Source organism: Pseudonocardia broussonetiae, assembly GCF_013155125.1.
Classification (GTDB): domain Bacteria; phylum Actinomycetota; class Actinomycetes; order Mycobacteriales; family Pseudonocardiaceae; genus Pseudonocardia; species Pseudonocardia broussonetiae.
In genome coordinates, this window is sequence record NZ_CP053564.1 from 3,845,893 (window position 1) to 3,869,879 (window position 23,987).

Annotated in this window: 28 protein-coding genes; 17 read left to right on the forward strand and 11 right to left on the reverse strand. The window is 75.4% G+C overall.

Features of this window, described 5'->3' with window-relative positions:
* Nucleotides 1-3: 3 nt before the first annotated feature.
* Nucleotides 4-510: a hypothetical protein gene (locus HOP40_RS18945; RefSeq protein WP_172160430.1), complete on the reverse strand. Its 507-nt coding sequence runs from the start codon at nucleotides 508-510 to the stop codon at nucleotides 4-6.
* A gap of 109 nt (nucleotides 511-619) precedes the next feature.
* Between HOP40_RS18945 and HOP40_RS18950 the strand changes: the two genes are divergently transcribed.
* The 4 genes from HOP40_RS18950 to HOP40_RS18965 all read left to right on the forward strand — a co-directional run bounded on the left by HOP40_RS18950 (nucleotide 620) and on the right by HOP40_RS18965 (nucleotide 2,860).
* Nucleotides 620-1,243 (forward strand): DUF1707 SHOCT-like domain-containing protein, encoded by a 624-nt coding sequence (locus tag HOP40_RS18950; RefSeq protein WP_172160432.1) that lies wholly within the window; start codon nucleotides 620-622, stop codon nucleotides 1,241-1,243.
* A 10-nt stretch (nucleotides 1,244-1,253) separates the two neighbouring features.
* On the forward strand, nucleotides 1,254-2,039 hold the full coding sequence (locus HOP40_RS18955; RefSeq protein WP_172160434.1) for an enoyl-CoA hydratase/isomerase family protein: 786 nt from the start codon (nucleotides 1,254-1,256) through the stop codon (nucleotides 2,037-2,039).
* A gap of 96 nt (nucleotides 2,040-2,135) precedes the next feature.
* Nucleotides 2,136-2,426: a FitA-like ribbon-helix-helix domain-containing protein gene (locus HOP40_RS18960; RefSeq protein WP_172160436.1), complete on the forward strand. Its 291-nt coding sequence runs from the start codon at nucleotides 2,136-2,138 to the stop codon at nucleotides 2,424-2,426.
* Complete coding sequence (locus HOP40_RS18965; protein ID WP_172160438.1) at nucleotides 2,423-2,860, forward strand: type II toxin-antitoxin system VapC family toxin; 438 nt, start codon at nucleotides 2,423-2,425, stop codon at nucleotides 2,858-2,860. The genes HOP40_RS18960 and HOP40_RS18965 overlap by 4 nt, the downstream gene beginning before the upstream one ends.
* A gap of 50 nt (nucleotides 2,861-2,910) precedes the next feature.
* On the opposite strand, the gene HOP40_RS18970 is transcribed toward HOP40_RS18965, so the two are convergent.
* Entirely contained in the window at nucleotides 2,911-3,315 is a 405-nt protein-coding gene (locus tag HOP40_RS18970) for a PASTA domain-containing protein (protein WP_172160440.1), read from the reverse strand.
* 190 nt (nucleotides 3,316-3,505) lie between these two features.
* On the opposite strand from HOP40_RS18970, the gene HOP40_RS18975 reads away from it, so the two are divergent.
* The 3 genes from HOP40_RS18975 to HOP40_RS36620 all read left to right on the forward strand — a co-directional run bounded on the left by HOP40_RS18975 (nucleotide 3,506) and on the right by HOP40_RS36620 (nucleotide 6,727).
* The gene (locus tag HOP40_RS18975; protein ID WP_240157146.1) at nucleotides 3,506-4,750 is read left to right on the forward strand and encodes a sensor histidine kinase; all 1,245 of its coding nucleotides are present in this window, start codon (nucleotides 3,506-3,508) and stop codon (nucleotides 4,748-4,750) included.
* Nucleotides 4,747-5,388 carry a response regulator transcription factor gene (locus HOP40_RS18980; protein WP_172160444.1) on the forward strand — a complete coding sequence of 214 codons (642 nt, stop codon included), beginning with the start codon at nucleotides 4,747-4,749 and terminating at the stop codon, nucleotides 5,386-5,388. Before HOP40_RS18975 ends, HOP40_RS18980 begins: the two co-directional genes overlap by 4 nt.
* A 112-nt stretch (nucleotides 5,389-5,500) precedes the next feature.
* Nucleotides 5,501-6,727 carry an NlpC/P60 family protein gene (locus HOP40_RS36620; RefSeq protein ID WP_338053021.1) on the forward strand — a complete coding sequence of 409 codons (1,227 nt, stop codon included), beginning with the start codon at nucleotides 5,501-5,503 and terminating at the stop codon, nucleotides 6,725-6,727.
* A gap of 4 nt (nucleotides 6,728-6,731) precedes the next feature.
* Here the strand turns inward: HOP40_RS36620 and HOP40_RS18990 are convergent, their stop codons facing one another.
* Nucleotides 6,732-8,519 carry an NHL domain-containing thioredoxin family protein gene (locus tag HOP40_RS18990; protein WP_172160446.1) on the reverse strand — a complete coding sequence of 596 codons (1,788 nt, stop codon included), beginning with the start codon at nucleotides 8,517-8,519 and terminating at the stop codon, nucleotides 6,732-6,734.
* Between the two features lie 57 nt (nucleotides 8,520-8,576).
* On the opposite strand from HOP40_RS18990, the gene HOP40_RS18995 reads away from it, so the two are divergent.
* Nucleotides 8,577-9,371, forward strand: coding sequence for an Fpg/Nei family DNA glycosylase (locus tag HOP40_RS18995; protein WP_172160448.1), 795 nt, complete (start codon nucleotides 8,577-8,579; stop codon nucleotides 9,369-9,371).
* On the opposite strand, the gene HOP40_RS19000 is transcribed toward HOP40_RS18995, so the two are convergent.
* Complete coding sequence (locus HOP40_RS19000; protein ID WP_172160450.1) at nucleotides 9,368-9,850, reverse strand: cupin domain-containing protein; 483 nt, start codon at nucleotides 9,848-9,850, stop codon at nucleotides 9,368-9,370. The two genes, HOP40_RS18995 and HOP40_RS19000, sit on opposite strands and share 4 nt — an antisense overlap.
* An 89-nt stretch (nucleotides 9,851-9,939) precedes the next feature.
* Between HOP40_RS19000 and HOP40_RS19005 the strand changes: the two genes are divergently transcribed.
* Nucleotides 9,940-11,139, forward strand: a complete 1,200-nt coding sequence (locus tag HOP40_RS19005) for a LuxR C-terminal-related transcriptional regulator (RefSeq protein WP_205346816.1) — start codon at nucleotides 9,940-9,942, stop codon at nucleotides 11,137-11,139.
* On the opposite strand, the gene HOP40_RS19010 is transcribed toward HOP40_RS19005, so the two are convergent.
* Complete coding sequence (locus tag HOP40_RS19010; RefSeq protein WP_172160452.1) at nucleotides 11,042-11,647, reverse strand: pyridoxamine 5'-phosphate oxidase family protein; 606 nt, start codon at nucleotides 11,645-11,647, stop codon at nucleotides 11,042-11,044. The two genes, HOP40_RS19005 and HOP40_RS19010, sit on opposite strands and share 98 nt — an antisense overlap.
* A 46-nt stretch (nucleotides 11,648-11,693) precedes the next feature.
* Here HOP40_RS19010 and HOP40_RS19015 point away from each other — a divergent pair, with 46 nt between their 5' ends.
* Entirely contained in the window at nucleotides 11,694-12,218 is a 525-nt protein-coding gene (locus HOP40_RS19015; protein ID WP_172160454.1) for a TetR/AcrR family transcriptional regulator, read from the forward strand.
* Between the two features lie 28 nt (nucleotides 12,219-12,246).
* Complete coding sequence (locus tag HOP40_RS19020; RefSeq protein WP_172160456.1) at nucleotides 12,247-12,942, forward strand: DUF899 domain-containing protein; 696 nt, start codon at nucleotides 12,247-12,249, stop codon at nucleotides 12,940-12,942.
* A gap of 50 nt (nucleotides 12,943-12,992) precedes the next feature.
* On the opposite strand, the gene HOP40_RS19025 is transcribed toward HOP40_RS19020, so the two are convergent.
* The 3 genes from HOP40_RS19025 to HOP40_RS19035 all read right to left on the reverse strand — a co-directional run bounded on the left by HOP40_RS19025 (nucleotide 12,993) and on the right by HOP40_RS19035 (nucleotide 16,193).
* On the reverse strand, nucleotides 12,993-13,697 hold the full coding sequence (locus HOP40_RS19025; protein WP_172160458.1) for a phosphatase PAP2 family protein: 705 nt from the start codon (nucleotides 13,695-13,697) through the stop codon (nucleotides 12,993-12,995).
* Between the two features lie 13 nt (nucleotides 13,698-13,710).
* A complete protein-coding gene (pgi, locus tag HOP40_RS19030; RefSeq protein WP_172160460.1) occupies nucleotides 13,711-15,348 on the reverse strand; it encodes a glucose-6-phosphate isomerase in 1,638 nt (545 codons plus the stop codon).
* Nucleotides 15,349-15,416: 68 nt separating this feature from the next.
* Entirely contained in the window at nucleotides 15,417-16,193 is a 777-nt protein-coding gene (locus tag HOP40_RS19035) for an ROK family protein (protein ID WP_172160462.1), read from the reverse strand.
* A 72-nt stretch (nucleotides 16,194-16,265) separates the two neighbouring features.
* Between HOP40_RS19035 and HOP40_RS19040 the strand changes: the two genes are divergently transcribed.
* Complete coding sequence (locus HOP40_RS19040; protein WP_172160464.1) at nucleotides 16,266-16,655, forward strand: hypothetical protein; 390 nt, start codon at nucleotides 16,266-16,268, stop codon at nucleotides 16,653-16,655.
* On the opposite strand, the gene HOP40_RS19045 is transcribed toward HOP40_RS19040, so the two are convergent.
* Nucleotides 16,652-17,863 (reverse strand): threonine synthase, encoded by a 1,212-nt coding sequence (locus HOP40_RS19045; protein ID WP_240157147.1) that lies wholly within the window; start codon nucleotides 17,861-17,863, stop codon nucleotides 16,652-16,654. The two genes, HOP40_RS19040 and HOP40_RS19045, sit on opposite strands and share 4 nt — an antisense overlap.
* Nucleotides 17,864-18,190: 327 nt before the next feature.
* Here HOP40_RS19045 and HOP40_RS35505 point away from each other — a divergent pair, with 327 nt between their 5' ends.
* The 3 genes from HOP40_RS35505 to HOP40_RS19060 all read left to right on the forward strand — a co-directional run bounded on the left by HOP40_RS35505 (nucleotide 18,191) and on the right by HOP40_RS19060 (nucleotide 20,189).
* Nucleotides 18,191-18,865 carry a DoxX family protein gene (locus HOP40_RS35505; RefSeq protein WP_205346817.1) on the forward strand — a complete coding sequence of 225 codons (675 nt, stop codon included), beginning with the start codon at nucleotides 18,191-18,193 and terminating at the stop codon, nucleotides 18,863-18,865.
* An 86-nt stretch (nucleotides 18,866-18,951) separates the two neighbouring features.
* Complete coding sequence (locus tag HOP40_RS19055) at nucleotides 18,952-19,788, forward strand: HipA family kinase (RefSeq protein ID WP_240157148.1); 837 nt, start codon at nucleotides 18,952-18,954, stop codon at nucleotides 19,786-19,788.
* Entirely contained in the window at nucleotides 19,785-20,189 is a 405-nt protein-coding gene (locus HOP40_RS19060; RefSeq protein ID WP_172160468.1) for a DUF3037 domain-containing protein, read from the forward strand. The genes HOP40_RS19055 and HOP40_RS19060 overlap by 4 nt, the downstream gene beginning before the upstream one ends.
* Before the next feature lie 897 nt (nucleotides 20,190-21,086).
* Here the strand turns inward: HOP40_RS19060 and HOP40_RS19065 are convergent.
* A complete protein-coding gene (locus HOP40_RS19065; protein ID WP_172160470.1) occupies nucleotides 21,087-21,569 on the reverse strand; it encodes an SRPBCC family protein in 483 nt (160 codons plus the stop codon).
* Nucleotides 21,570-21,663: 94 nt separating this feature from the next.
* Here HOP40_RS19065 and HOP40_RS19070 point away from each other — a divergent pair, with 94 nt between their 5' ends.
* Nucleotides 21,664-22,695, forward strand: a complete 1,032-nt coding sequence (locus tag HOP40_RS19070) for a phosphotransferase family protein (protein ID WP_172160472.1) — start codon at nucleotides 21,664-21,666, stop codon at nucleotides 22,693-22,695.
* Between the two features lie 4 nt (nucleotides 22,696-22,699).
* On the opposite strand, the gene HOP40_RS19075 is transcribed toward HOP40_RS19070, so the two are convergent.
* Nucleotides 22,700-23,071: a cupin domain-containing protein gene (locus HOP40_RS19075; protein ID WP_172160474.1), complete on the reverse strand. Its 372-nt coding sequence runs from the start codon at nucleotides 23,069-23,071 to the stop codon at nucleotides 22,700-22,702.
* 59 nt (nucleotides 23,072-23,130) lie between these two features.
* On the opposite strand from HOP40_RS19075, the gene HOP40_RS19080 reads away from it, so the two are divergent.
* Nucleotides 23,131-23,589, forward strand: coding sequence for a MarR family winged helix-turn-helix transcriptional regulator (locus HOP40_RS19080; protein ID WP_172168578.1), 459 nt, complete (start codon nucleotides 23,131-23,133; stop codon nucleotides 23,587-23,589).
* Nucleotides 23,590-23,987 lie beyond the last annotated feature (398 nt).

Consider the following 23,987-nt stretch of genomic DNA (forward strand, 5'->3'; position numbering starts at 1 on the left):
ACGTTACGCCGCAGCCTTCCCCCCGGTCGGCGTGATCGCGAACCAGGAGCCGTCGGCGCCGTTCTGCCCGGTGTCGGCGAGGCCGCCGGTGTCGTCGCGGTGGCGGTAGAGCGGCCAGCCGGCGAGGGTGAGCTGGTCGTCGCCGTCGGCCCGTTCCAGGCGCCCGACCAGCGCCGCGTCGACGCCGAGCAGCTCCGGCTCGGCACCGTCGGCGACGGTCAGCGGCAGCCAGGTCTGCGTGCACGCACCGGTGCAGGCCGACGTCGGCGGGGCGGCGGAGTCGGCGTCGGAGCGGTAGAGGAGGTGGCCCTCGGAGTCGGTCGCGACGACGCCGAGCGGGCCGCTCTGCACGGCGTACAGGCCGGCGGCGGCGGAGGAGTGGGCGGCGTGCCCGCCCTGCGCCGCGGCGGCGGGAGCGGGAGCGGGCGCGGGCTCGGTGGGGGCGCCGCAGGCCGCCAGCGCGAGGAGCGCGGCCGCGGCGAGGAGGCGGGTGGGGTGTGTGGGGAGCACGACCCGCATCCTCCCCGCGGCCCGGCGCGGTCGGAGCCGGGGTGCAACCGCTGGGCCGATCGGCGCAACCCTGCTGCCACGGTCCCGCGGCCGGTCCTACCCTGCGGACGTGGCCCCACCCCAGCCGGACGACCACCAGCCGGACGATCACCTGCGGGCGTCGGACCAGGACCGGCACCGCGTCGCCGAACAGCTCCACGCCGCCGCGGCCGAGGGGCGCATCAGCCTCGACGAGCTCGGCGAGCGCCTCGGGACCCTCTACGCCGCGCGCACCTACGGCGAGCTCGTCCCGCTGACGCGCGACCTGCCCGTCGAGGTCACCGGGCGGCGCGTCGCACCGGCGCCGGTGCCCGCGGGCGCCACCGGGCCGTCGACCTCGGTCGCGATCATGAGCGGTTGCCACCGCTCCGGCGAGTGGATCGTGCCGGAGCGCCACCACGCCGTCGCGCTGATGGGCGGCATCGAGCTCGACCTGACCCACGCGCGGTTCGCCGGCCCGGAGGTCACCATCACCGCGGTGGCGATCATGGGCGGCATCGAGATCACCGTCCCCGAGCACCTCGACGTCGTGGTCGACGGGTTCGGCCTCATGGGCGGGTTCGACGGCCGGGGTGCCGGTGCGCGGTCCGGCGGGCCGCGGGTGCGGATCACCGGCCTGGCGTTCTGGGGCGGCGTCGAGGTGAAGCGGGCGGCGCCCGAGCTGGACCGGACGCGCAAGGAGCTCAGACCCTAGGGTCCCGGGGGTGGACTACGACCGTTTCCCCGCCCTGCGCGTCGAGCGGCCCGAGGAGGCGATCCTGGAGATCGTCCTCGACGGCCCCAACCTGAACGCCGTCGGCGCCGACGCCCACGGCCAGCTCGCCGACATCTGGACCGCGATCGACCGCGACGACTCCGTCCGCGCCGTCCTCGTCCGCGGCGCCGGCAAGGGGTTCTCGGCGGGCGGGTCGTTCGACCTGATCGAGTCGATGGTCGCCGACACCGCCGTGCGCACCCGCGTCATGCGCGAGGCCCGCGATCTCGTCTACAACGTCGTCAACTGCTCCAAGCCCGTCGTGTCGGCGATCCACGGGCCCGCCGTCGGAGCGGGGCTCGCGGTGGCGATGCTGGCCGACATTTCCGTCGCCGGACGGAACGCGAAGATCGTCGACGGCCACACGCGCCTCGGCGTCGCGGCCGGCGACCACGCGGTGATCAACTGGCCGCTGCTGTGCGGCATGGCCAAGGCCAAGTACTACCTCCTGACCTGCGACGTCCTCACCGGCGAGGAGGCCGAGCGGATCGGCCTGGTCTCGCTGTGCGTCGACGACGACCAGGTGCACGCCCGCGCGCTGGAGGTGGCGCGGAAGCTGGCGGCGGCCTCGCCGAGCGCGGTGCAGTTCACCAAGCAGGCGCTGAACAACTGGTACCGCGCCGCCGGCCCGTCCTTCGACGCGTCGCTGGCGCTGGAGTTCTACGGCTTCGGCCTGGACGACGTGCGGGAGGGTGTGGCGGCCCACCGGGAGAAGCGGGCGCCGGACTTCGGCTGAGCCGTGAGTGGAAACCGGTGCTCCAGCACCGGTTTCCACTCACGGGTGGCTCTACGCAACTGCTATCACTCGCCGTCCGAGTGATAGCATGGTCTCGTGCGCCAGCTCATCACCCGCCTCGACGACGACCTGCACGCCCGGCTCAAGGCCCGGGCGCAGGCCGAGGGCCGGTCGGTGAACGCGCTGGTGGTCGAGGCGCTGGAACGCGTCACGGGTGCGCCGGTCGACGCCCGCGCGGCGGTGCGGCAGCGCGCACGGGAGGCCGGTCTGGTCGTCACCCCGCCCGTGCCCGCGCGCCCCGAGCCGCGGGACCGGGTCATCGCGTCGACGCGCGGTGCCGGCACCTCGGTCGGCGAGGCGTTGGCTGCGGAGCGCGACGCGTCGTGATCGTGCTGTACGCCGACACGAGCGCCGTGGTCGGCGCCTACCTGGCGGACGAGCCCGGGCACGACGAGCTCGCCGCGACCCTGTTCGACGGCGCCGACCCGGTCGTGACGAGCGAGCTGACCCGCGTCGAGTTCGCCGGCGCCGTCACGGCCGCCGTGCGGGCGGGCCGGCTGCGGGAGGGCACGGCGCTGCTCGACCGGTTCGACGCCGACTGCCGCGACGACGGCCCCCTGCTGATGCTGGGGCTCGACGCGGCACAGGTGCTGCCGCTCGCCCGGCGCCTCGTTGTCGAGCACCGCCTGCGCACCCTCGACGCCCTGCACCTCGCGGCCGCGCTCACCGCGGGGGCGGCGCTGGCCGACGAGGTGGTCCTGCTCAGTCGTGACGTGCGGCAGGTGCCGGCGGCGACGGAGCTGGGCCTCGCGGTGCGCTGAGTCGTGAGTGGAAACCGGTGCTCCAGCACCGGTTTCCACTCACGGGTGGTTCAGCAGTTCTCCTCCTCCTTCACCGCCGCGAAGTCGATGGCCGTGCTGCTCGTGATGGTCTCGCCGGGGGAGACGCTCTGGGCGCAGACCGTCCAGTTGCGGTCGAGCACCTGCTGACGCCCCGCGCCGGTCGCGTCGGTGGATGTGGTGACGGGGATGGCGAAGTCGGTCAGGGACTGGATCGCGTTCTGGGCGTCCTGCAGGTTCGCGCCGACGAGGTCGGGCATCACCCAGCTCGTCGCCGCCGGCTCTGCGGCGGCGGGTGCGGCCGCGGTCGCAGCCGGGGCAGGGACGGGGGCGACCGTGGCCGGGGAGGGCGCGGGGGCCGGGGCGGGGGAGGGCGCCGCGCAGGCGGCAGCCGCGAGCAGGACGCCGAGGAGGACGGGGAGCGATCGGAGGGTCACCCACCGGTACCGCTGCGGCGGCCCGTCCCGTTACATCGCACCATGATCGTCGGGAGTGTGCGGAGAGGTCACCGGTGACCTCCCCGCACCGCAACCGGTGATCATGGCCGCGGGGGTGGGGTTCGCCCTACCCTCCGCCCGGAGGGGCGCAGGCTGGGGCCTGCGGCGCGGGGGAGCGAGGGTGGTGGGCATGGATCGCATCGCACGCAGCTACGCCTACCTCCTCGCCGGGTTCCCGCTGGGGATCGCGGCGTTCGTCGTGGTCGTGACGGGCACGGCGGCCGGGGCGGGCACGCTCGTCGTGTGGGTCGGGCTGCCGGTGCTGGTCGCCGTGCTGGCCGCGGCGCGCGGGTTCGCCGCTGCCGAGCGCGCGCTGGTCCGCGCCGCCGGGATCGCCCTGCCCGCCCACCACCACCGGGAGCCGCGGGGGCGGGGGATCGGGCGGCTGTGGTCGCGCCTTGCCGACGCCCAGTCCTGGCGCGACCTGCTGCACGCCGTCGTCGCCTTCCCCCTGCACGTCGTCACGTTCTCGGTGGCGCTCGCGTGGGGCGTCGGCGCGGTGGGCGGGGTGACGTCGGCCGCGTGGCTGTGGTCGATCCCGCGCGACGACGGCGTCTCCGGGCTGTTCGGGCTGGTCACCGGCATCTCCTCCCTCGCCGCGGAGATCGCCTCCACGACCCTCGCGGGCGTGCTCCTGCTGGTCACGCTGCCGCTGGTCCTGCGCGTGCTGGTCGCCGCGCAGGCGGGGCTCGCCCGGGCCCTGCTGACGAACGAGGCGGTGGCGCTGCGGGAGCGCGCGGCGGCGCTGGAGTCGAGCCGGCGCTCGGCGGTGCAGGCGGAGGCGCAGACCCTGCGGCGCGTCGAGCGCGACCTGCACGACGGCCCGCAGCAGCGGCTCGTCCGCCTGACCATGGACCTGGAGGCCGTCGCCCGCCGCCTCGACGACGACCCCGAGCGCGCCCGCCCGCTCGTCGCCGGGGCGCTCGTGCAGAGCCGCGAGGCGCTCGCGGAGCTCCGGGCGCTCTCGCGCGGCATCGCGCCGCCGATCCTCGCCGACCGCGGGCTGGGCCCGGCGCTGGCCGCCGCGGCCGCCCGCTGCCCGACGCCGGTGGTGCTCGACGTCGACCTCCCCGACGGCCTCCGCATGCCCGAGGCGGTCGAGAGCACGGCCTACTTCGTCGTCACCGAGGCGCTCACGAACGTGGCGAAGCACGCGGGGGCGTCGCAGTGCGTGGTCGTCGTGGGCGTCGACGGCGACCGCGTGCTGGTGCAGGTCCGCGACGACGGGCGCGGCGGCGCGCACCCCGGCAAGGGCCACGGGCTCGCCGGGCTGGCCGACCGGCTCGCCGCCGTGGAGGGTGCGCTCGACCTCGTGAGCCCGGCCGGCGGGCCCACGGTGCTGACGGCGGAGATCCCGCTGGTGGGGGTGGGATGAGGGTCGTGCTGGCGGAGGACTCCCTGCTCCTGCGGGAGGGGCTGGTCCGGCTGCTCGACGAGGCCGGGGCGACGGTCGTGGCCGCGGTCGGCGACGGGGACGCCCTGGTCGAGGCCGTGGTCGAGCACCGGCCCGACGTCGCCGTCGTCGACGTCCGGATGCCGCCGACGTTCACCGACGAGGGCCTGCGCGCCGCCCTGACCGTGCGGGAGCGCGTGCCCGGGACGGCGATCCTGGTGCTGTCGCAGTACGTCGAGGAGACCTACGCCGCCGACCTGCTCGGCGGCGGCGGGGGAGTGGGCTACCTGCTGAAAGACCGCGTCGCGCGCCTCGACGACCTGGCCGACGCCCTGCGCCGCGTCGTCGACGGCGGCACCGTCCTCGACCCCGAGGTGGTGTCCGCGCTGTTCGCCCGGCGCCGGCGCCGCGACCCGCTGGAGACGCTCTCGCCCCGCGAGCGCGAGGTGCTCGGGCTGATGGCGGAGGGGCGGACGAACGCCGCGATCGGGCGGGCGCTCGTCGTCGGGCAGGGGGCCGTGGAGAAGCACATCTCGTCGATCTTCGGGAAGCTCGGGCTGCCGCCCTCGGGCGACGACCACCGACGGGTCATGGCCGTTCTCACCTGGTTGGGGGTCTGACTCGTCACCGTCCGTGTGATGTGGCGGACCGGGGTGACGGGGGAGGCTTCCCGGCATGCCGCCGCGGTCCGCACGACCCCGCCGAGGACGCCACCGCCGTCCCGCCCCGCCCGTGCCGTTCCTGCGGGCGGCGTTCGGCGCGCTGGTGCTGGCCGTCGTCGTCGGCGGGGTCCCGGCGGCGGGGCCCGCGGGGATCGTGCCGGGCTCGGTGCCGCTGGTCGCCGACCCCGCGCCGGAGGCCGCGGTGTTCTCGGCCGACCGTGCCGCCGAGGTCGCGGCGTCGGCGGTCGGGGCGGCGCTGGACCAGCTCGGCACACCCTACGAGTGGGGCGGCGACGGGCCGGCCGCGGGCGACACCGGCTTCGACTGCTCCGGCCTCACCCACCACGCCTACGCCGTCGCGGGCGTCGCGATCCCGCGCACCGCGCACACGCAGTACTACGCCGGGGCCGGCGTGCCGGACGGGATGCCGCTGCAGCCCGGTGACCTGGTCTTCTACGGCGTCCCCGAGCGCGTCTACCACGTCGGGCTCTACCTGGGCGACGGGACGATGGTGAACGCGCCCTCGCGCGGGAAGCCGGTGCAGGTGGCGCAGTACCGCTACCCCGGCGACGAGTACCTGGGCGCCACGCGTCCCGCCTCCCTCGGCGACCCCGCGCTCCTGCCGCCGCGCCCCGCGCCCGCTCCCGCCCCGGTCCCGGTGCCGGAGTCGTTCGACGCCCCGCCCGCCGCGCTACCCGACGGCCTGCGCGACCGGGTGGAGGGGGTGGCGCCGCGCGACCGGAGCGCCGCCCTCGGGCCGGTGACGGCCCCCGCCCCGGCGGCGGTGGCGGCGGTGCTCCCGGCTCCGGTCGAGGTGCCGGCGGTGCCGGTCGAGCTGCCGGTCGAGGTCCCGGTCGAGGTCCCGCTCGACGTCTCCGCCGCCGCGGCCGTGCTGCGCGCCGCCCCGCCGGTCGCCGGGTTCGGGGCGCTGCGGGCGCCGGCCGACCAGGACGACCAGGACGAGGACCAGGACGAGGTCGACGGGGACGAGCGGGAGCAGCCCGACACCACCGTCGCCACCCGCGACCACCTCGTCGCCCTGGGCCCGGTCGACGCCGACCCCGACGGCCTGCCGCCAGTTGTCGGGCGGGTCGGGACGCTGCTGCGGGTGCCGGCCGAGGTCGTCGACGGGCTGCGGGTCGGCGACACCGTGGAGGTCACGGAAGAGGACGTCACCGATGACCTGGTGGTCGTGGAGCGCCGCATTCTCGACGCCGAGGAGGCCGGCGACACCGACGGCCCCGCCCTGCTCGCCCCGGCCGCCGACGGCCGCTGGACCGTGCTCCTGCTCGGCTGACCGCCTACGGGACCGAGGTGCTGCGCAGCGGCAGCGTCAGCACCCGCGGCGCGTCCGGCACCAGCCGCAGCGGGATGCCCCAGTCCTGCTGGTAGCGGTGGCAGGCGGCGAACACGCCGTCGCCGTCGTCGCAGGCCGCCGCGGCCACGCTCACCTGCAGCACGCCCTCCCCGTCGGCGGCGAGGACGAGCTCGCGCGTGAGCCCGGGGGAGGTGCCGCCGCCCGAGACCAGCAGCTCGGGCGGGGACGCGGCGACGGTGAGCGAGGTCGGGTCGCCGAACCGCGCGTCGAGGTGCTGACCGGTCGGCGGGACGAAGTCGACGTGCAGCGTGAGCGCGCCGGGGGCGAGATCGGTGCGGGCGCGCCGCACGCGGTGCGCGGCCCCGTCGACGCGGGTGCTCGCCGGCACCGGCACCCGCACGAGCCGGTGCGCGGCGGACTCCACGACGACGAGGGTGTCGCCGTCGACCAGCACGTCCGAGGGCTCCCGCAGGTCGCGCGCGAGGGTCGACACGGTGCGGGCGGCGGGGTCGTAGCGGCGCAGCGCCCCGTTGTAGGTGTCGGCGACGACGACCGACCCGTCGGGCAGCACCGCCACCCCGAGCGGGTGCTGCAGCAGCGCCTGCCCGGCGTCGCCGTCGCGGTGGCCGAAGTCGAACAGCCCGAGGCCGACGGCCGTGCTCACGGCCGCGCCGACGGCGGGCCGCGCGGTGACCGACCGCAGCGCGGAGGTCTCGGAGTCGGCGACCCAGAGCGTGCCGTCGAGGTCGACCGCCAGGCCCGAGGGCTGCGCGAAGAACGCGTCCGACGGCGGGCCGTCGCGCAGCCCCTCGTTCGTGGTGCCCGCCAGCACCCGCGCGTCGCCGGTGGCCGGGTCGAGCTCCCACAGCTGGTGCGTGCCCGCCATCGCGACGACGACGCGCCCGTCCCACCACGCGAGGTCCCAGGGCGTCGACAGCTCGGCGGAGCCCTCCCCGACCTCCACCCGCGTGCGCAGCTGCGCACCCGTGCCCGCCACCGTCGACACCGCGCCGTCGGCGAGGCGCACCCGGCGGACCGCGTGGTTCACCGCGTCGGCCACCAGCACGTCGCCGTCGGGGAGCCGGAGCAGGCCCTGGGGCTCGGAGAACCGCGGGCTCGTCCCGTCGACGAACCCGCGCTCGCCCGTGCCGATCCGCCGCCGCTCGGTGACGAGGTCGGGCTCCAGCTCCACGAGCTGGTGGTGCGCGGTGTCCGACACGAGGAACGTGCCGTCGAGCGCGACGACCTTGCCGGGGAAGCGCAGCGCCGTCTCCGGCTCGGGCGGCGGGACGTACGGTCCGTCGCCGCGGCGCAGCGCCTCGCCGTGGGTCGCGACCAGCTCCTCGACGAGCACCGCCAGCCCGTGCGCGTGCCCCTCGCCCGCCATCTGCGCGACGACGTACCCCGCCGGGTCGATCACGACGAGCGTCGGCCAGGCGCGGGCGGCGTAGGCGTCCCACATCGCGAGGTCGGGGTCGTCGAGCACCGGGTGCGTGACGCCGTAGCGCTCCACGGCGGCCTCGACGGCGGCCGGGTCGGCCTCGTGCACGAACTTCGGCGAGTGCACCCCGACGACCACGAGGACGTCGGCGAAGCGCTCCTCCAGCTCGCGGAGCTCGTCGAGGACGTGCAGGCAGTTAACGCAGCAGAACGTCCAGAAGTCGAGCAGGACGATCTTGCCGCGCAGGTCGGCGAGCGAGAGGTCCACCCCGCCGGTGTTCAGCCAGCGACGCCCGCGCAGCTGCGGCGCGCGTACCCGGGTGCGGTCCACGTGCGCCCCAACCCCGCTCGCCGCGCGCGTGTTCCCGGCGCCGGAGAGGATGGCGCCATGCCCGAACTTCCCGAGGTGGAGCTGGCCCGCACCGTGTTGGAGGACGCGCTGGACCGCGAGATCGCCTCCGTCGACGACAACGACGACTGGGTCTGCCGCCCGCACCCGCCCGGCGAGATCGCGCGGGCGCTGGTCGGCGGCGCGCTGACGGCGGCGCACCGGCGGGGCAAGACGATGTGGTGCGAGACGCGCGTCGGCGGGGAGGCCGGGCCCGACCTGGGCATCCACCTGGGCATGGGCGGGCAGATCGTCGTCGACGGGAAGGTCGGGCCGACCGGGCCCGAGCACCGCAACCCGGGCAACCGCAAGCCCGAGTGGGACCGGTTCACGGTGAACTTCGCCGACGGCGGCGTGCTGCGCCTGTTCGACAAGCGCCGCCTGGGCCGCGTCCGCCTCGACCCGAACCTCGACGCGCTGGGCCCGGACGCCGAGACGATCTCCCGCGAGGAGTTCCGCACCCGCGTCGGGCGCGGGCACGCGGCGGTGAAGGCGCGGCTGCTCGACCAGTCGGTGCTCGCCGGCGTCGGCAACCTGCTCGCCGACGAGACGCTCTGGCAGGCCTCGACGAACCCGGCGCGCCCGGCCGACGAGCTGCGCCCGAAGGACCTCGACCGGCTCTACGACGCGCTGGAGTCGTCGTTGAAGGCGGCCATCGCGCACGGCGGCGTGCACACCGGCGAGGTCATCCCGTACCGCAACGCCGACGCCGCCTGCCCGCGCTGCGGCTCGCACATGCTGCACGGCACCGTCGGCGGCCGGTCGACGTGGTGGTGCGCGCAGGAGCAGCGCTAGAACACGAGCCCGTGCCGCTCCATGACCGGACCGGTGGCGGCGAAGTCGAGGTCGCACCCGAACCGCTCGGCCAGCGCCGCGAGCTCGTCGGGCGAGGGCTCCGCGGTGAGGTCGGCGAACGAGCGGAACAGCTCCTCGAGGCCCGCGGGGGAGATCAGCTCCAGGACGCTCGCCGGCTCGTCGCCCGCGTTCCAGAACGTGTGCCACTGGTCGCGCGGCTTGAACAGCAGGTCACCGGGCTCCGCGACGACCTCCTGCCCGTCCAGCACCGCCCCGATCCGGCCGGTGAGCACGTAGGTGTACTCGTCCTCGTCGCGGTGGCGGTGCATCGGCGCCGCCAGGGCACGGGGCTCGAACAGGTGCTGGACCAGGGCGAAGCGGCCGCCCGTGTCCTTGCCGTCGATCATGAAGCGGTCCCGCACGCCGGCGAGAGACGTGATGTCCCCGTCGTGCGGTCCGAGTACGCGAGGCGTCGTCATGGCGGCGACGCTAGGTCCGGCGGTGGCGGCGTCCCATACCAGGAAGATGGTGTTCCGCGCGGTCCCGTCCCGGCGTAGCGTCCCCGGGCGTGCCCGACCTGGAGCGCGCCGCCGAGCGCATCGCGCGGCTCACCGCCGGGCCGCACGACCTCGCGACGCTCTGGCACGAGGCGACCGACGTCCTGGCCGGTGCGGTCCCGCACTTCTGGGCGCCGTGCTGGTACACCCTCGACCCGGCGTCGCTGCTGATGACCAGCCACGTCCACGACGGGATGCCGGAGTTCCCCGCGGAGTGGCTGCACGCGGAGTACCTGGGCGACGACGTGCACCGCCTCGCCGACGTGACCCGCAGCGCGACCGGCATCTCGACGCTGCACGAGGCCACCGGCGGCGACCCGAGCAGCAGCCCGCGCTGGCACGCCAACATGGAGATGGGCGGCGACCAGGAGCTGATCCTGGGCCTGCGCACCCGCGGCGGCGAGGTGTGGGGCGCGCTCGGCCTCTACCGCGCGCCCGGCGCGCCGGTGTTCGACCGCGCCGAGAAGGAGTTCCTGACGGCGGTGGCGCCGCGCCTCGCGGAGGGGGCGAGGCGGGCGCTGCTGGTCGGTGAGGCCGTCGACCCTGAGGGGCCGGAGGCGCCCGGGCTGGTGGTGCTCGACGAGCGCCTCGAGGTGCGCTCGACGACCCCGGCGGTCGACCGCTGGCTCGCCGAGCTCCCCGACGGCGACCCCGGCGCCGGACGCCTGCCCACCGCGGTCCTGTCGGTGGCCGCGCGGGCGCTGCGCGGCGGCGGGACGACGGCGATGGCGCGGGTGCTCTCGCGCGGCGGGTCGTGGCTGGTGCTGCACGGGGCGCCGCTCGGGCCGCCCGCCGACCGGCAGGTGGCGGTGATCGTCGAGGCGGCCCACCCCGCCCGGATCCTGCCGCTGCTGATGGCGGCCTACGGCCTCACCGATCGGGAGCGCGACGTGACCGGCCTGGTCCTGCGCGGCCGGTCGACCGACCGCATCGCCCGCGAGCTGGTGGTCTCGGCGCACACCGTGCAGCAGCACCTGAAGTCGGTGTTCGACAAGACCGGCGTGCGGACCCGCCGCGACCTCGTCGCGACCGTCTTCTTCACCCACTACGCCCCGCGCTTCCGCGACAACGAGGACCGCGTCGTGCGGGGCCGGCCGGTGCGCGGCGGGCCGGTCAGCGCAGCCGCGCCACCTCCGCCTCCAGCTGCGCGATCCGCTCCCGCATCGGGGCCAGCGCGTCGACCAGCTCGGCCTCCGACCACCGCGGGGTGATGTGCTGGGGGCAGTTGCGCTGCACGCCCTCCACGTGGATCAGCACGACCCGCTCGGGCGTGCCGTCGGCGGCGACGTCCGACAGGCGCGCGGTCAGCTCCGGGTCGGCGTCCAGGGCGACGACCTCCGCGCGCCCGAGCAGCTTGAGCCGCCGCTGCCCCGCGTAGTCCATGGCGAAGACGGCGACGCGGTCGTCGTGGCGCAGGTTGCCGGCCGAGACGTACTGGCGGTTGCCGCGGACGTCGACGAAGCCGAGCGTGTGCTCGTCGAGGACGTGCAGGAACCCGGGCGGGCCGCCGCGGTGCTGGACGTAGGGCCAGCCGGTCTCGCCGACCGTCGCGAGGTAGACGCCGTCGCGCTCGGCCAGGAACGCCGCCTCCGACGGGCCGAGCGCGTCGGGCCCGGCGTCGGCCGGCCCGAGCATCCGCGCCATGGCGGTGGCGCTGCCCTGCTCCGCCTGGACCTCGCGGACGGTACCGGTGAACGCCAGCTGCGCGAATCGACTCATGGAAGAAACGGTACCGATCGGTTCCGTTTTGCGCTAGTGTCGGTCCATGCCGACCGCCGCCCGCGAGCGCCTGCTCGACGCCGCCGACCGCCTGTTCCACGCCGAGGGGGCCCGCGCGGTCGGGGTGGAGCGGCTGCTCGCGGAGTCCGGCGTCGGCCGGGCGTCGTTCTACCGGCACTTCCCGGGCAAGGACGACCTGGTCGTCGCGGTGCTGGAGCGGCGCCTGGCCCGCTGGCGCTCGGCCTTCGCGGCCTCCGTCGAGTCCCGCGGCGGCGGGGTGGCCGCGGTGTTCGAGGAGCTCGCCGACCAGGTCGTCGCGCCGGGCTTCCGCGGCTGCCCCGCGATCAACGCGATCATCGAGGCGGCCGACGCCGGCAGCGCCACGCACGCGCTCGGCGCGGCGCACAAGGAGGCGCTGGTGGCGTGGCTGACCCCGCTGGCCGGTGACGAGGAGCGCGCGCGGCAGGTGCTGCTCCTCGTCGACGGTGCCCTGGTCACGGCCCTGCGCGAGCCCGGCGGCGCTCCCGTCCGGCGGGCGGCGGAGATCGCTGCCAGGCTGGCCGACCTCTGAGACCGCCTCTGGAGGGAGCGCCCACCGCATGGTCGATCACCGCACCGGTACCCGGGACGAGTGGCTCGCCGAGAGGAGGGAGCTGCTGGAGGCCGAGAAGGAGCACACCCGCCGCGGCGACGAGCTCGCCGCCCGGCGCCGGGAGCTGCCGTGGGTGCGCGTGGAGCAGGAGTACGCCTTCACCACCGGCGCGGGCACCGCGAACCTGGCCGACCTCTTCGGCGGCCGGTCGCAGCTGCTCGTCTACCACTTCATGTTCCCCGGCTGCCCGAGCTGCGCGTCACTGGTCGACGGCGTCGACGCCAGCACGGTGCACCTGGAGAACCACGACGTCGCGGTGGTCGCGGTCTGCCGCTCGCCGATCGACGAGCTGACCGCGTTCCGCGAGCGGATGGGGTGGCGCATCCCGTTCGCGTCCTCGGCGGACAGCTCCTTCAACCACGACTTCGGCGTCTCGGTCACCGACGAGCAGCTCCGCGACGGGGCGGAGTACAACTTCGCGCCGCTGCCCTCTGTGCCGGCCGACGAGCTGGGTCACTGGCCCCGCGACTTCCCGGGCATCAGCGCGTTCGCCCGCGAGGGCGACGAGGTGTTCCACACCTACTCCGCCTACGCCCGCGGCGGCGACGGCCTGTGGTCGATGTACCAGTGGCTCGACCGCACGCCGCTCGGGCGCCGCGACGACCCCGGCGGGCCGTGGTTCCGGCTGCGCGACGAGTACTGAGGCCCCGGACCCCGACAGGCGGGCGCAGCTGTCAGGGGGGGGCGCAGCTGTCAGGCGGGCGCGGCTGTCGGGTGGGTGCGCCGGCGCCACCACCGCCAGACCGCCACGCACGCGACCAGCCAGGCCGCGCCGAGCAGCCAGCCGCTGACGACGTCGCTGAACCAGTGCACGCCCAGGTAAACCCGGGTGGCGCCGACCGCCCCGACCCACAGGGCGGCGGCCGCCACCATCGCGACCCGGGCGAGCGCGCTGCGCCCGGCCCACGCGAGCACGACGAGCGAGCCGATCACGACCGTCGACATCGTGGCGTGCCCCGAGGGCAGCGACTCGTTCGTCTCCCGGACCACCTGCGTGACGGCCGGCGGCCGCGGCCGGTCGACCAGCACCTTGACCCCGCGGAACAGCAGGACCGCCCCGGCCATCGCGGTGACGACGAACACCGCGTCCGACCGCCGTCCGCGCGTCCAGCACCAGATCCCGGTGAGCGTGGCGAGCACGGCCATCGCGAACGTGTTGCCGACCGTCGTCAGCGTGACCGCGGCGGTGTTCAGCCCGCCGGTGCGGGTCTCGACCGCCTCGCCGAGCAGCCGGGCGTCGAACCGCGCCGGGCCGACCCCGTCGAGCGCCGCCCACATCGCCGCCCCGGCCGCCAGCAGCAGGAGCACGGCGGTGAGCGCGGTGCGCACGTGGCGCGGCCCGGGCTCGGGCAGGTGGCGATCGAGCCCGGCGGGTGCCGCGCCGTCGTGGTCGGTCATCGGTGCCTTCCGGTCAGCGGCCGCGCCAGGCGCGGTAGCGGCCCACGAGGGCCGCGGTGGAGGAGTCGAGCCCCGAGGTGTCGGGGGAGGCGTCGGTCAGCGTCGGCCCGAGCTGCTTGGCCAGGACCTTGCCGAGCTCGACGCCCCACTGGTCGAACGAGTCGATGCCCCAGATCGTCCCCTCGACGAACGTGACGTGCTCGTAGAACGCGATCAGCTGGCCCAGCACCGACGGGGTGAGCTTGCGCGCGAGGATCGTCGAGCTCGGCCGGTTGCCGGGCATGACCTTGTGCGGCACGACGTCGTCCGGCGTGCCCTCGGCGGCGATCTCCCCGGCGGTCTTGCCGAACGCCAGCGCGGAGGTCTGCGCGAACAGGTTCGACATGAACAGGTCGTGCATGTCGGTGTCGTCGTCGACGGGGAGGACGTGGTTGGGCTCGGCGAACCCGATGAAGTCGCACGGCACGAGCCGCGTGCCCTGGTGGATCAGCTGGTAGAACGCGTGCTGGCCGTTGGTGCCCGGCTCGCCCCAGTAGATCTCGCCGGTGGCGGTGGTGACCGGGGTGCCGTCGCCGCGGACGGACTTGCCGTTGCTCTCCATCGTCAGCTGCTGCAGGTAGGCGGGCAGCCGGTGCAGGTACTGGCTGTAGGGGAGCACGGCGTGGGTCTCGGCGCCGAAGAAGTTGACGTACCAGACGCCGAGCAGTCCCGCGATCACCGGCAGGTTCTGCTCGAGCGGGGCGTCGCGGAAGTGGCGGTCCATCGCGTGCATGCCGGCGAGGAACTCCGCGAACCGCTCCTTGCCGATCGCGATCATCAGCGACAGGCCGATGGCGGAGTCGAGGCTGTAGCGCCCGCCCACCCAGTCCCAGAAGCCGAACATGTTGGCCTCGTCGATGCCGAAGGCCGTGGCCTCCTTGGCGTTCGTCGAGACGGCGACGAAGTGCTTGGCCACGTCGGCGTCGTCGCCCAGGCCGGTGAGCAGCCACGCGCGGGCGACGCGCGCGTTCGTCAGCGTCTCCAGGGTGGTGAACGTCTTGGAGGAGACGACGAACAGCGTGCTGGCCGGGTCGAGGTCGCGGGTGGCCTCGGCGACGTCGGTGGGGTCGATGTTGGAGACGAACCGCATCTCGATCGACCGGTCGGCGTAGTCGCGCAGCGCCTCGTAGGCCATCACCGGACCGAGGTCGGAACCGCCGATCCCGATGTTGACGACGGCCCGGATGCGCTCGCCGGTGTGCCCGGTCCACGCCCCGGAGCGGACGGCGTCGGTGAACTCGCCCATGCGGTCGAGGACGGCGTGCACGTCGTCGACGACGTCCTGGCCGTCGACGGCGAGCGCCGTGGCCCGCGGTGCGCGCAGGGCGGTGTGCAGCACCGCACGGTCCTCGCTGGTGTTGATGTGCTCGCCCGCGAACATCGCGTCGGTGCGCTCGGGCAGCCCCGCGGCGCGCGCCAGCGCGGCCAGCAGCGGCAGCGTGTCGCGCGTGACGCGGTTCTTCGACCAGTCCAGGACGAGGTCGGCCCCGGTCGTGGTGAGAGCGGCGGCGCGCTCGGGGTCGGCGTCGAACAGCTCACGCAGGTGCAGCCCGGAGACGGCGGCGTGGTGCTCGGTGAGGGCGGCCCACTCGGGGGTAGCGGCGATGTCCACGCCGCCATCCTGCCGTCAGGCGGGCCGCCCTGCGGGATCAGGGCCGGGCCGGGATCGGGGCGCGGGGATCAGGGGCGGGCCGGTGCCGGGGCCGGGCCGACGTCGGCCGTGCGCTCCCACAGCGCGATGCCGCCCAGGAGCCCGGAGATGTTGGGGACCAGCGTGCGGTTCGGGCCGAGGGTGTCGGGGTCGAGCTTCTTGGCGTTGCCCCCACCGATGTAGAGGTGGTCGGGCAGCACCATCGCCTCGAACGCCTCCAGCGCGTCGAGGACGCGGGCGCGCCAGGCGTGCTTGCCGATCTCCTCGCGCTGGTTGTCGCCGCACGCGACCTCGATGGAGAGCCCCTCGCCGAAGCGCCCGTGCGAGAGCTCCATGTGCGGCAGCAGCACCCCGTCGAAGAAGATCGCGCAGCCGACGCCCGTGCCGAGGGTGATGACCAGCTCCAGGCCCTGCCCGGACACGACGGCCGAGCCCTGGACGTCGGCGTCGTTGGCCACCCGCACCGGGCGGTCGAACCGCTCGCGCAGCGCAGTCTCCAGCTCGAAGCCCTGCCACAGGCCGACCAGCTCGGGGTCGGGGTCCTGCCCGGGGCCGCGCCGGGAGAAGGCGGGCACCTCGCGGACGCGGCCGCGGCGGATGGCGCCGGGGAAGCCGACCGAGACGCGGTCGTGGGCGGGCTGCGTGGCGGCCAGCGCGGTGAGCTCGTCGAGCAGCACCGTCGGCGTGCAGGGGTAGGGGGTCTCGCGGCGGATCCGCTCGGAGGTCATCTCCCCGGCGGGATCGAGCACCGTGGCCTTGAGCCCGGAGCCGCCGACGTCGATCGCGAGGGTGAGTGGCCCGTCCATGGGTGCGAACGCTACAGGCCGGGTGTGGCCAGCACCCTCCCCACGGCGGCCCGCGCGTAGTGGAATACGCGCATGACCTCTCTCGTCACGCCGGCCTGGTGGATGGCCGGCGGCCTGCGCAACGTCCCCGGAGTCCTCGCCGCCGGTGAGGGCCGGCTCGCCTTCGTCACCGACGACGGCCCGGTGTTCGTCGTCCCGCTCGCCGAGGTGGCCGACGTCCGCTGGCCGTGGTGGTGGTTCGGCGGCGGCTGCGTCCTCACCGTCGAGGGGACGAAGTACAAGATCACGTTCGTCCGGCCCAACGGCGCGGAGCCGGTGCGGCCCTCGCTGCTGGAGGCGACGCACTCGCTCGCCGTCGTGCTCAGCCTCGGCGCCGTGCCCGCGCACTCGGTGACCGGGCTGTTCGACGTGCGCGACGGGCGCAAGGCCGGGAAGGCGTGGAAGGAGGCGCTGCCCTCCTAGATCCGGGCTCCCTTCGGGAGCGTGGGGACGTCGACGGGCACGGTGTCGGGGTAGATCAGCCCGCTGCCGGTGTTGAGCACGACGACGTCCTCGGTGCCGTCGAGCCATCCCGACTCGCGCAGCTGCCCGACCGCGGCCACGCACGCCGCGCCCTCGGGGCAGATCCACGTGCCCTCGTCGCGGGCGAGCGCGCCCTGGGCGGCGAGCAGGTCGTCGTCGGTGACGGCGACCGCGGTGCCGCCGGTGGAGCGCACGGCGTCGAGGACGAGGAAGTCGCCCAGCGCCTTCGGCACGGTGATCCCGAAGGCGACGGTGCGCGGGTCCGCGGGCGGGGTGCTCTCGTCGAGGCCGGCCTCGAAGGCGTCGACGATGGGCGCGCAGCCCGCGGCCTGCACGGCGACGAGCCGGGGGAGGTCGCCGGTGATCCAGCCGAGCTCGCGCATCTCGAGCAGGGCCTTGTGGATCGCGATGATCCCGACGCCGCCGCCGGTGGGGTAGAGGATCACGTCGGGGCAGCGCCAGCCGAGCTGCTCGACGATCTCGTAGCCCATCGTCTTCTTGCCCTCGAGGCGGTAGGGCTCGCGCAGCGTCGAGGTGTCCTGGAAGCCGGGGCGGCGGGTGACGGCGTCGGCGACGATCCTCCCGGCGTCGCCGATGAGGCCGTCGACGAGGTAGAGCTCGGCGCCCGCGACCACGCACTCGCGCCGCGTGATCACCGGGGCGTCCACGGGCATGGCGATGAGCGCGTCGATCCCGGCGCGGGCGGCGTAGCAGGCCCAGGCCGCGCCGGCGTTGCCGTTGGTCGGCATCGCGATGCCGGTGACGCCCAGCTCGGCGGCGCGCGAGACGCCGACGGCCGCGCCCCGGGCCTTGAACGCGCCCGTCGGCACCAGCCCCTCGTCCTTCATCCGCAGGCCGGGGACGCCGAGGCGGGCGCCGTGGCGGGGGAGGTCGAGCAGCGGCGTCATGCCCTCGCCGAGGGTGACGACGTGCCGCTCGTCGCGCACCGGGAGCAGCTCGTGGTAGCGCCACAGGTCCGGTCGGCGGCCGGCGATCCCGGCCGGGGTGACGGCGTCGGCGGCGCGCTGCAGGTCGTAACGGGCGAGCAGGGGAGCGCCGAGCGGGGACGTGCCCTGGACGGTGTCGGCGTCGTGGCGGGAGCCGTCGCGGGAGCAGTCGAGGTGCGTGAGCGTCGAGTACGGGGGCACGTCCCCAGCCTGCCGCACGGCCCGGAATCTCACCCTCGGCGACCGCATCGGTGCTGGTCCCGGCCTCCTGATCACTCGTTCGAGTGTCGCGCGGACGGGTGTCCGCGCACCCTGTGTCGCCGATCACGGCGAGCGGCTCGTGACGCGGGGCGACCGGTCGGTGGACGCACGGTCACCCGCTCGTGGCACTGGGCCGACTGCTCGTCGCGCCGGGGCGAATGGTCGTCGCGCGATCCCCTGACCGGCTGTGTCCGGGCACCTCCATCGGGTTAGCGTCCCTCACCGAACGAGACAAGCTGATCACCGAGGGTTCCGGAGGCTCCCCCTATGAACCGTCCCCTTCCCGCGCCGTACCGCGACGTCGCGCTGCTGGTGGCCCGCGTCCTGCTGGGTGTCGTGATGTTCGCCCACGGCTACCAGAAGATGATCATCAACGGCATCGGCCGCACCACCGAGGGCTTCGAGAGCCTGAGCATCCCGCTCGCGATCATGTCGGCGTCGTTCGTGACGATGGTCGAGTTCGCCGGGAGCGCCCTGCTGATCCTGGGCGCGCTCACCCCGTTCGTCAGCGCCTGCAACCTGGTGATCATGGGCGGCGCCGCGTTCTTCGTGCACGCCAAGAACGGCATCTTCGTCGCCGACGGGGGCTGGGAGCTGGTCGGCGTCATCGGTGCGGGGTTCCTGATGCTGGCCGCGTGCGGCCCGGGCCGGTTCAGCGTCGACCACCTGGTCGCCAACCGGCAGCGCGCCGACCGTGAGGCGCTGGCGCGGGCGCAGTCCTCGCGGACCGCTCCGGAGCCGCAGTACGTGGCCGAGCGCCCGGCCTACGCCCCTGCCGCCTACGCGCCCGCCCCGTACGCCCCGGCCCCGGCCGTCCGCCGCGTCGAGCCCGCTCCGGCCGACCTGTGGACCCCGCCCGGCGGCCTCACCGGCGGCACTCCGTTGCCGCGCCGCGGAGCGCGCCTGCACGCCGCCCCGACGGACGCGCCGACCGGCCGCTGACCCAGGAGCTCCACCCCTCGCCCGTCCGGGCCCCGCTTCCTCGGAGCGGGGCCCGGACGGCGTCGTGGCCCCGGTACGGTCGCGGGGTGCACGACCCCGTCACCGCGCTGCGGCACGTCACGGCGCTGCGCTACGTCACTCCGCTCCGGGAGGGCGGGTCGCTCCCGGGGCTGATGGAGGCCGACGACCTCGGCACCTACGTCGTGAAGTTCCACGGCGCGGGGCAGGGGCCGCGGGTGCTGGTGGCCGAGGTCGTCGCCGGGGAGCTGGCGCGCGGGCTCGGGCTGCCGGTGCCGGAGCTCGTCACGGTCGAGCTGGACCCGGCGCTCGGGGCGTCGGAGCCCGACCAGGAGGTCCAGGAGCTGCTCCGGGCGAGCCCGGGGCTCAACCTCGGCCTCGACTTCCTGCCCGGCGCGCTCGACCTCGACCCCGCCGCGTTCGCGCTGGACCCTGCGTTCGCCGGGCGGGTCCTGTGGTTCGACGCGCTGATCGGCAACGTCGACCGCTCGTGGCGCAACCCGAACATGCTGTTCTGGCACGGCGGGCCCTACCTCATCGACCACGGGGCGTCGCTGACGTTCCACCACAACTGGCCGGGTGCGGAGGCGTGGGTGCGACGGCCCTACGCGGCGGCCGACCACGTGCTGCTGGGTGCGGCGCCCGACGTCGACGCCGCCGACGCCGAGCTCGCGCCGCTCGTCACCGACGCGCTGCTGGCGCGGGCGGCCGGTGCGGTGCCGTCGGTCTGGCTCGAGGGCGGGCCCGGGCCGGAGGCCTACGTGGCGCAGCTGCGGGAGCGGTTCGAGGCCCGGGACGCGTGGTTGCCGGGGGTGCGCGAGGCGGTGGCGTCGCGCGTCGACCGGCCGGTGACGCGGGCGGCGAACCCGCCGGCCTGGCTCACGCGCCGACGGGGCGGGGCATGAGGCACCCCTACGAGTACGCGGTGCTGCGGGTCGTGCCGCGGGTGGAGCGCGGGGAGGCGATCAACGCGGGGGTGCTGCTGTACTGCCGGGCGCTGGACCACCTCGGCGCCGCCGTGCACCTCGACCCCGCCCGCCTCGCCGCCCTGGATCCCGCCGCCGACGCCGACGCGATCGCCCGCTCGCTCGACGCGGTGGCGGCGCTGTGCGCGGAGGTCGACACGGAGGCCGCCCGGTACGCCGGGCCGGCGGGGGAGGAGGACCGGGGCCGCCGGTTCCGGCGGCTGACGGCCCCGAAGAGCACGGTGGTGCAGGCGGGGCCGGTGCACACGGGACTGACGGAGGACCCGGCGGCCGACCTCACCCGCCTCCTGGCCCTCCTGGTCCACCCGCCGACCCCCTGAGCCCGCCGCAGACCCCGGCGAGTGTGCGGAGCAGCCCGGCGAGTGTGCGGGTATGGCCCGGCGAGTGTGCGGTGGCGCCCGGCGAGTGTGCGGATCGGGCGCGGTGGTTTGGCCGCCGGCGCCCCCCGCGAGTCGGGGTGTGAGTGCGCGCGAGTCGGGGTGTGGTTGCGCGCGAGTCGGGGTGTAGCTGCGCGCGAGTCGGGCTGCGGCTGCGTGCGAGTCGGGCTGCAGCTGCGCGAGTTTGCCGATCGGGCCCGGCGAGTTGTCGCCGGCGCCACGTGAGTTGCCGCCGGCGCCGCGTGGTTTGCGGTTCGAGCCACGCGAGTCGGCCGTCAGTGCCCCGCGAGTCGGGGTGTGGTTGCGCGCGAGTCGGGGTGTCGAGGGGGCGTCCGCCCCGGCTCATTCGCACCGAGACCCCGACTCGCGGAGTCGGGGTGAAGGCGACCGCGGGGGTGGGGCCGGCGGGTGTCGTCGTGTTCGCCGGGACCGCACCCTGACGGTCCCCCGAGCGACCGCCGCGCCTCACTTCCGACGATCACGCCAGGCGTGTCGCCTGCCGGCCTTGATCGCCGGCGGTCGCACCTCACGGTCGTCGTCACAGCCGTGAGGTGCGGCGGGGCGCGATCACGAACGCGGTGATCGCCGGAACCGCGCCACCACGGTCCCTCTGACTGCCCCCACGGTGCACTCTCGGTGATCACCGACCCTGCCGCGCCATCTCGCCTTGATCACCGGTCGCCGCACCTCAACGGTTCTCGCCAGGACCGTGAGGCGCGGCGGGAAGAGCGAACACGACGGCGTGATCGCACCGCCGCGACCCTCGTGCCGCGAGCCGGGAGCCGTCCACCCCGACTCGGTCGCCACGAGACCCCGAATCGCGGGGGTCAGTGGTGCGGGTCAGCGGGCGGCCTCGCCCAGCTTCGCGATGCTCGCCGACATCTGCTCCTCCGTCACCCGCGGGTACAGGCCGAGCGCACCCTCGTCGGCGACGCCGCTCCAGTCGTAGGTGTGGGTGACGCGGGTGCCGCCGTCGGCGGTGGGCTCGAGCTCCCACCCGTAGGTGTGGCCGCTCGGGTCGATCTCACCGATGACGTGGGCCAGCGAGCCGGGCGGGTGGATCGACGGCGCCCACGCGATGCGGCGGCCGGGCTCGTAGTCGGTGACCTCACTGCGCATCGCGTAGTCGCCGATGCCGTCCTGGTTCATCCTCATCACGAACTCGTCGCCGACCGCGGTGACCGGGCCGCCGGAGTCGAGGCCGCGGACCATGCCCGCACCGTCGAGCTCCGGGTGCCTCGCCGGGTCCGCGAGCAGCGCGAACGCCTTCTCCGGAGGGGCGGCGATCGTGCCGCTGACCTGCAGGATGCGGTCCTGGCTCATGGGTGTCCTCCATCGGCGCTGATGTGCGGTGCGAAGTGCATCCAGCCACGCGCCGCGGTGGCCGTCAACGCGCGCCGTGCACTTGGATGGGGCGATGACGATCGACGCCGTGCCCGCCGCCCCGCTCGCCGAGTGGTTCCGGACCGCGGTGCCGGGGGTCGCCGACGGTCCGCTGACGGTCACGCGGATCTCCGGCGGGCACTCCAACCTCACCTACCGCATCGCCGACGAGGCGGGCTCGACGTGGGCGCTGCGCCGCCCGCCGACCGGCATGGTGCTCGCCACGGCGCACGACATGGGTCGCGAGTGGCGCTTCATCACCGCCCTCGCTCCGACGCCCGTGCCGGTCGCCGAACCCGTCGCCCTCTGCACGGACGCCGACGTCATCGGCGCCGAGTTCTACGTCATGGGCTTCGTCGAGGGTGACGTGCTCGGCGACGAGGAGTCCGGCCACCGCCTCGCCCCCGACGCCCGGCGCGCCGCGGGCCTGGACGCGATCGACGTCCTCGCGGACCTGCACGCCGTCGACCCGGACGAGGTCGGGCTGTCGGACCTGCGTCGCCCCGGCAGCTACCTCGAGCGCCAGCTCCGGCGCTGGCACCGGCAGGTGCACGCGTCGGCGGTGCCGGACCTCGACGTCGTCGACGCCGTGCACGACCGCCTCGCCGAGCGCGCCGCCGCCCTGCCGCCGTCGGACGTGCGGATCGCCCACGGCGACTTCCGCCTGGGCAACCTCGCCGTCGGCCCGGACGGCACCGTCCGCTCCGTCTTCGACTGGGAGCTCGCGACGCTCGGCGACCCGCTGGCCGACCTCGGCTGGATCATCGCGTCCTGGGGGCGGCCCGGCGACCGCGTCCCGGCGACGCTGTCGGGCCCGAGCCTGGTCGACGGCTGGGCCGACCGCGAGGAGCTCGTCGCCCGCTACGCGGAGCGCTCCGGCCGGGACGTCTCGGATCTCGACTTCTACGTCGCCTTCGCCCGCTGGCGCTCGGCCTGCATCGGCGCGGGCGTGTACAGCCGCTACGCCGGGGGCGTCATGGGCGACGACCACCGCGACGACCTCGCCGTCCGCCTCCAGGTCATCCGCACGCAGGCGGCCGCCGCGCTCGAGGCGCTGGACGGCTGACGCGTCACGCGATCCACGGCGGCAGCACGGGCTCGCCGTCGACGGGGGTCGCGCGGGCCCCGGCCGGAGCGGCGACGACCGCGCGGAACGCGTCGACGGCGTGCACCCGCCGCACGGAGTCGGCCGGCAGGACGAGCACGTCGCCGGGGCCGAGGTCGTGGTGCTCGTCGTCGACGTCGGCGCGGGCGCGGCCGTCGAGGACGGTCCAGACCTGCTCGACATCGAAGGTGTGCGGCGGGCCGGCGGCGCCGGGCGTCATCTCGACGGTCCACACGGCGAGCTGGGCGCTGCCGCCCTGGGTGGGGGAGGCGTGGGTGGTCATCGTGGCGTTCGGGGTGGTGGTGCGGCGGGCGTCGGTGTGGCGGACGACGGGCACGGGCGGTCTCCCTATGATGGACAACGTGGTTGACGAAATGGTGAACCGGGTTGTCCATCGTGTCAAGTGAGCCGGGAGCGCTGCCGCTGCTGCTGCTGCAGGGGTTCCGGGTGCTGATCGACGGGCTGCACGCGGAGCTGGCCCGGCAGGGGCACCCCGACGTGCGGCCGGTGCACGGGTTCGTGCTGCAGGCCGTCGGTGACGGGTGCTCGACCGTGGAGGTCGGGCGGCGGCTCGGCGTCACGAAGCAGGCGGCGGCCAAGCACGTCGAGACGCTGGAGGCGCTGGGCTACGTCCGGCGCGAGGCCGATCCCCGCGACGCCCGCGCCCGCACGGTCCGGCGGACGGAGCGGGGGGAGGACTGCCTGGCGCGGTCCGCCCGGATCCTCGACGACCTGCGGGCGGGGTGGGCGGACGCGCTGGGTCCCGGCCGGGTCGACGACCTGGAGCGCGACCTGCGGGTGGTGACCGCGGACGCCCCGCTGCGGGTGGACGTGCCGGGGTGGTTGGGGCTCTGAGCGCCGGGTCCGCCGATCCGACCCGCCGAGTTGGCCGATCTCGACCGGCGAGTTTGCCCGGTCGGCACGGCGAGTTTGCCGCCTAACCCGGCGAGTCCGCCGATCGGCGCGGCGAGTTGGTCGCGACGGCACGACGACGGGGCCGGCCGTGCCCGTGCGCGATCGCACGACTCGCCGGGTGCCAGCCGCGAACTCGCTGCGCGCGACCGGCGAACTCGCTGGGCGCCAGCGGCAAACTCGCCGAGCGCCAGCGGCAAACTCGCTGGGCTCCGGCGGCAAACTCGCCGAGCGCCGGCGGCAAACTCGCCGGGTCAGGCGGCAGACTCGCGCGCAACGAGAGCCCGACTCGCGCGCAACGAGAGCCCGACTCGCGCGCAGTCAGGCCCCGACTCGCTCGC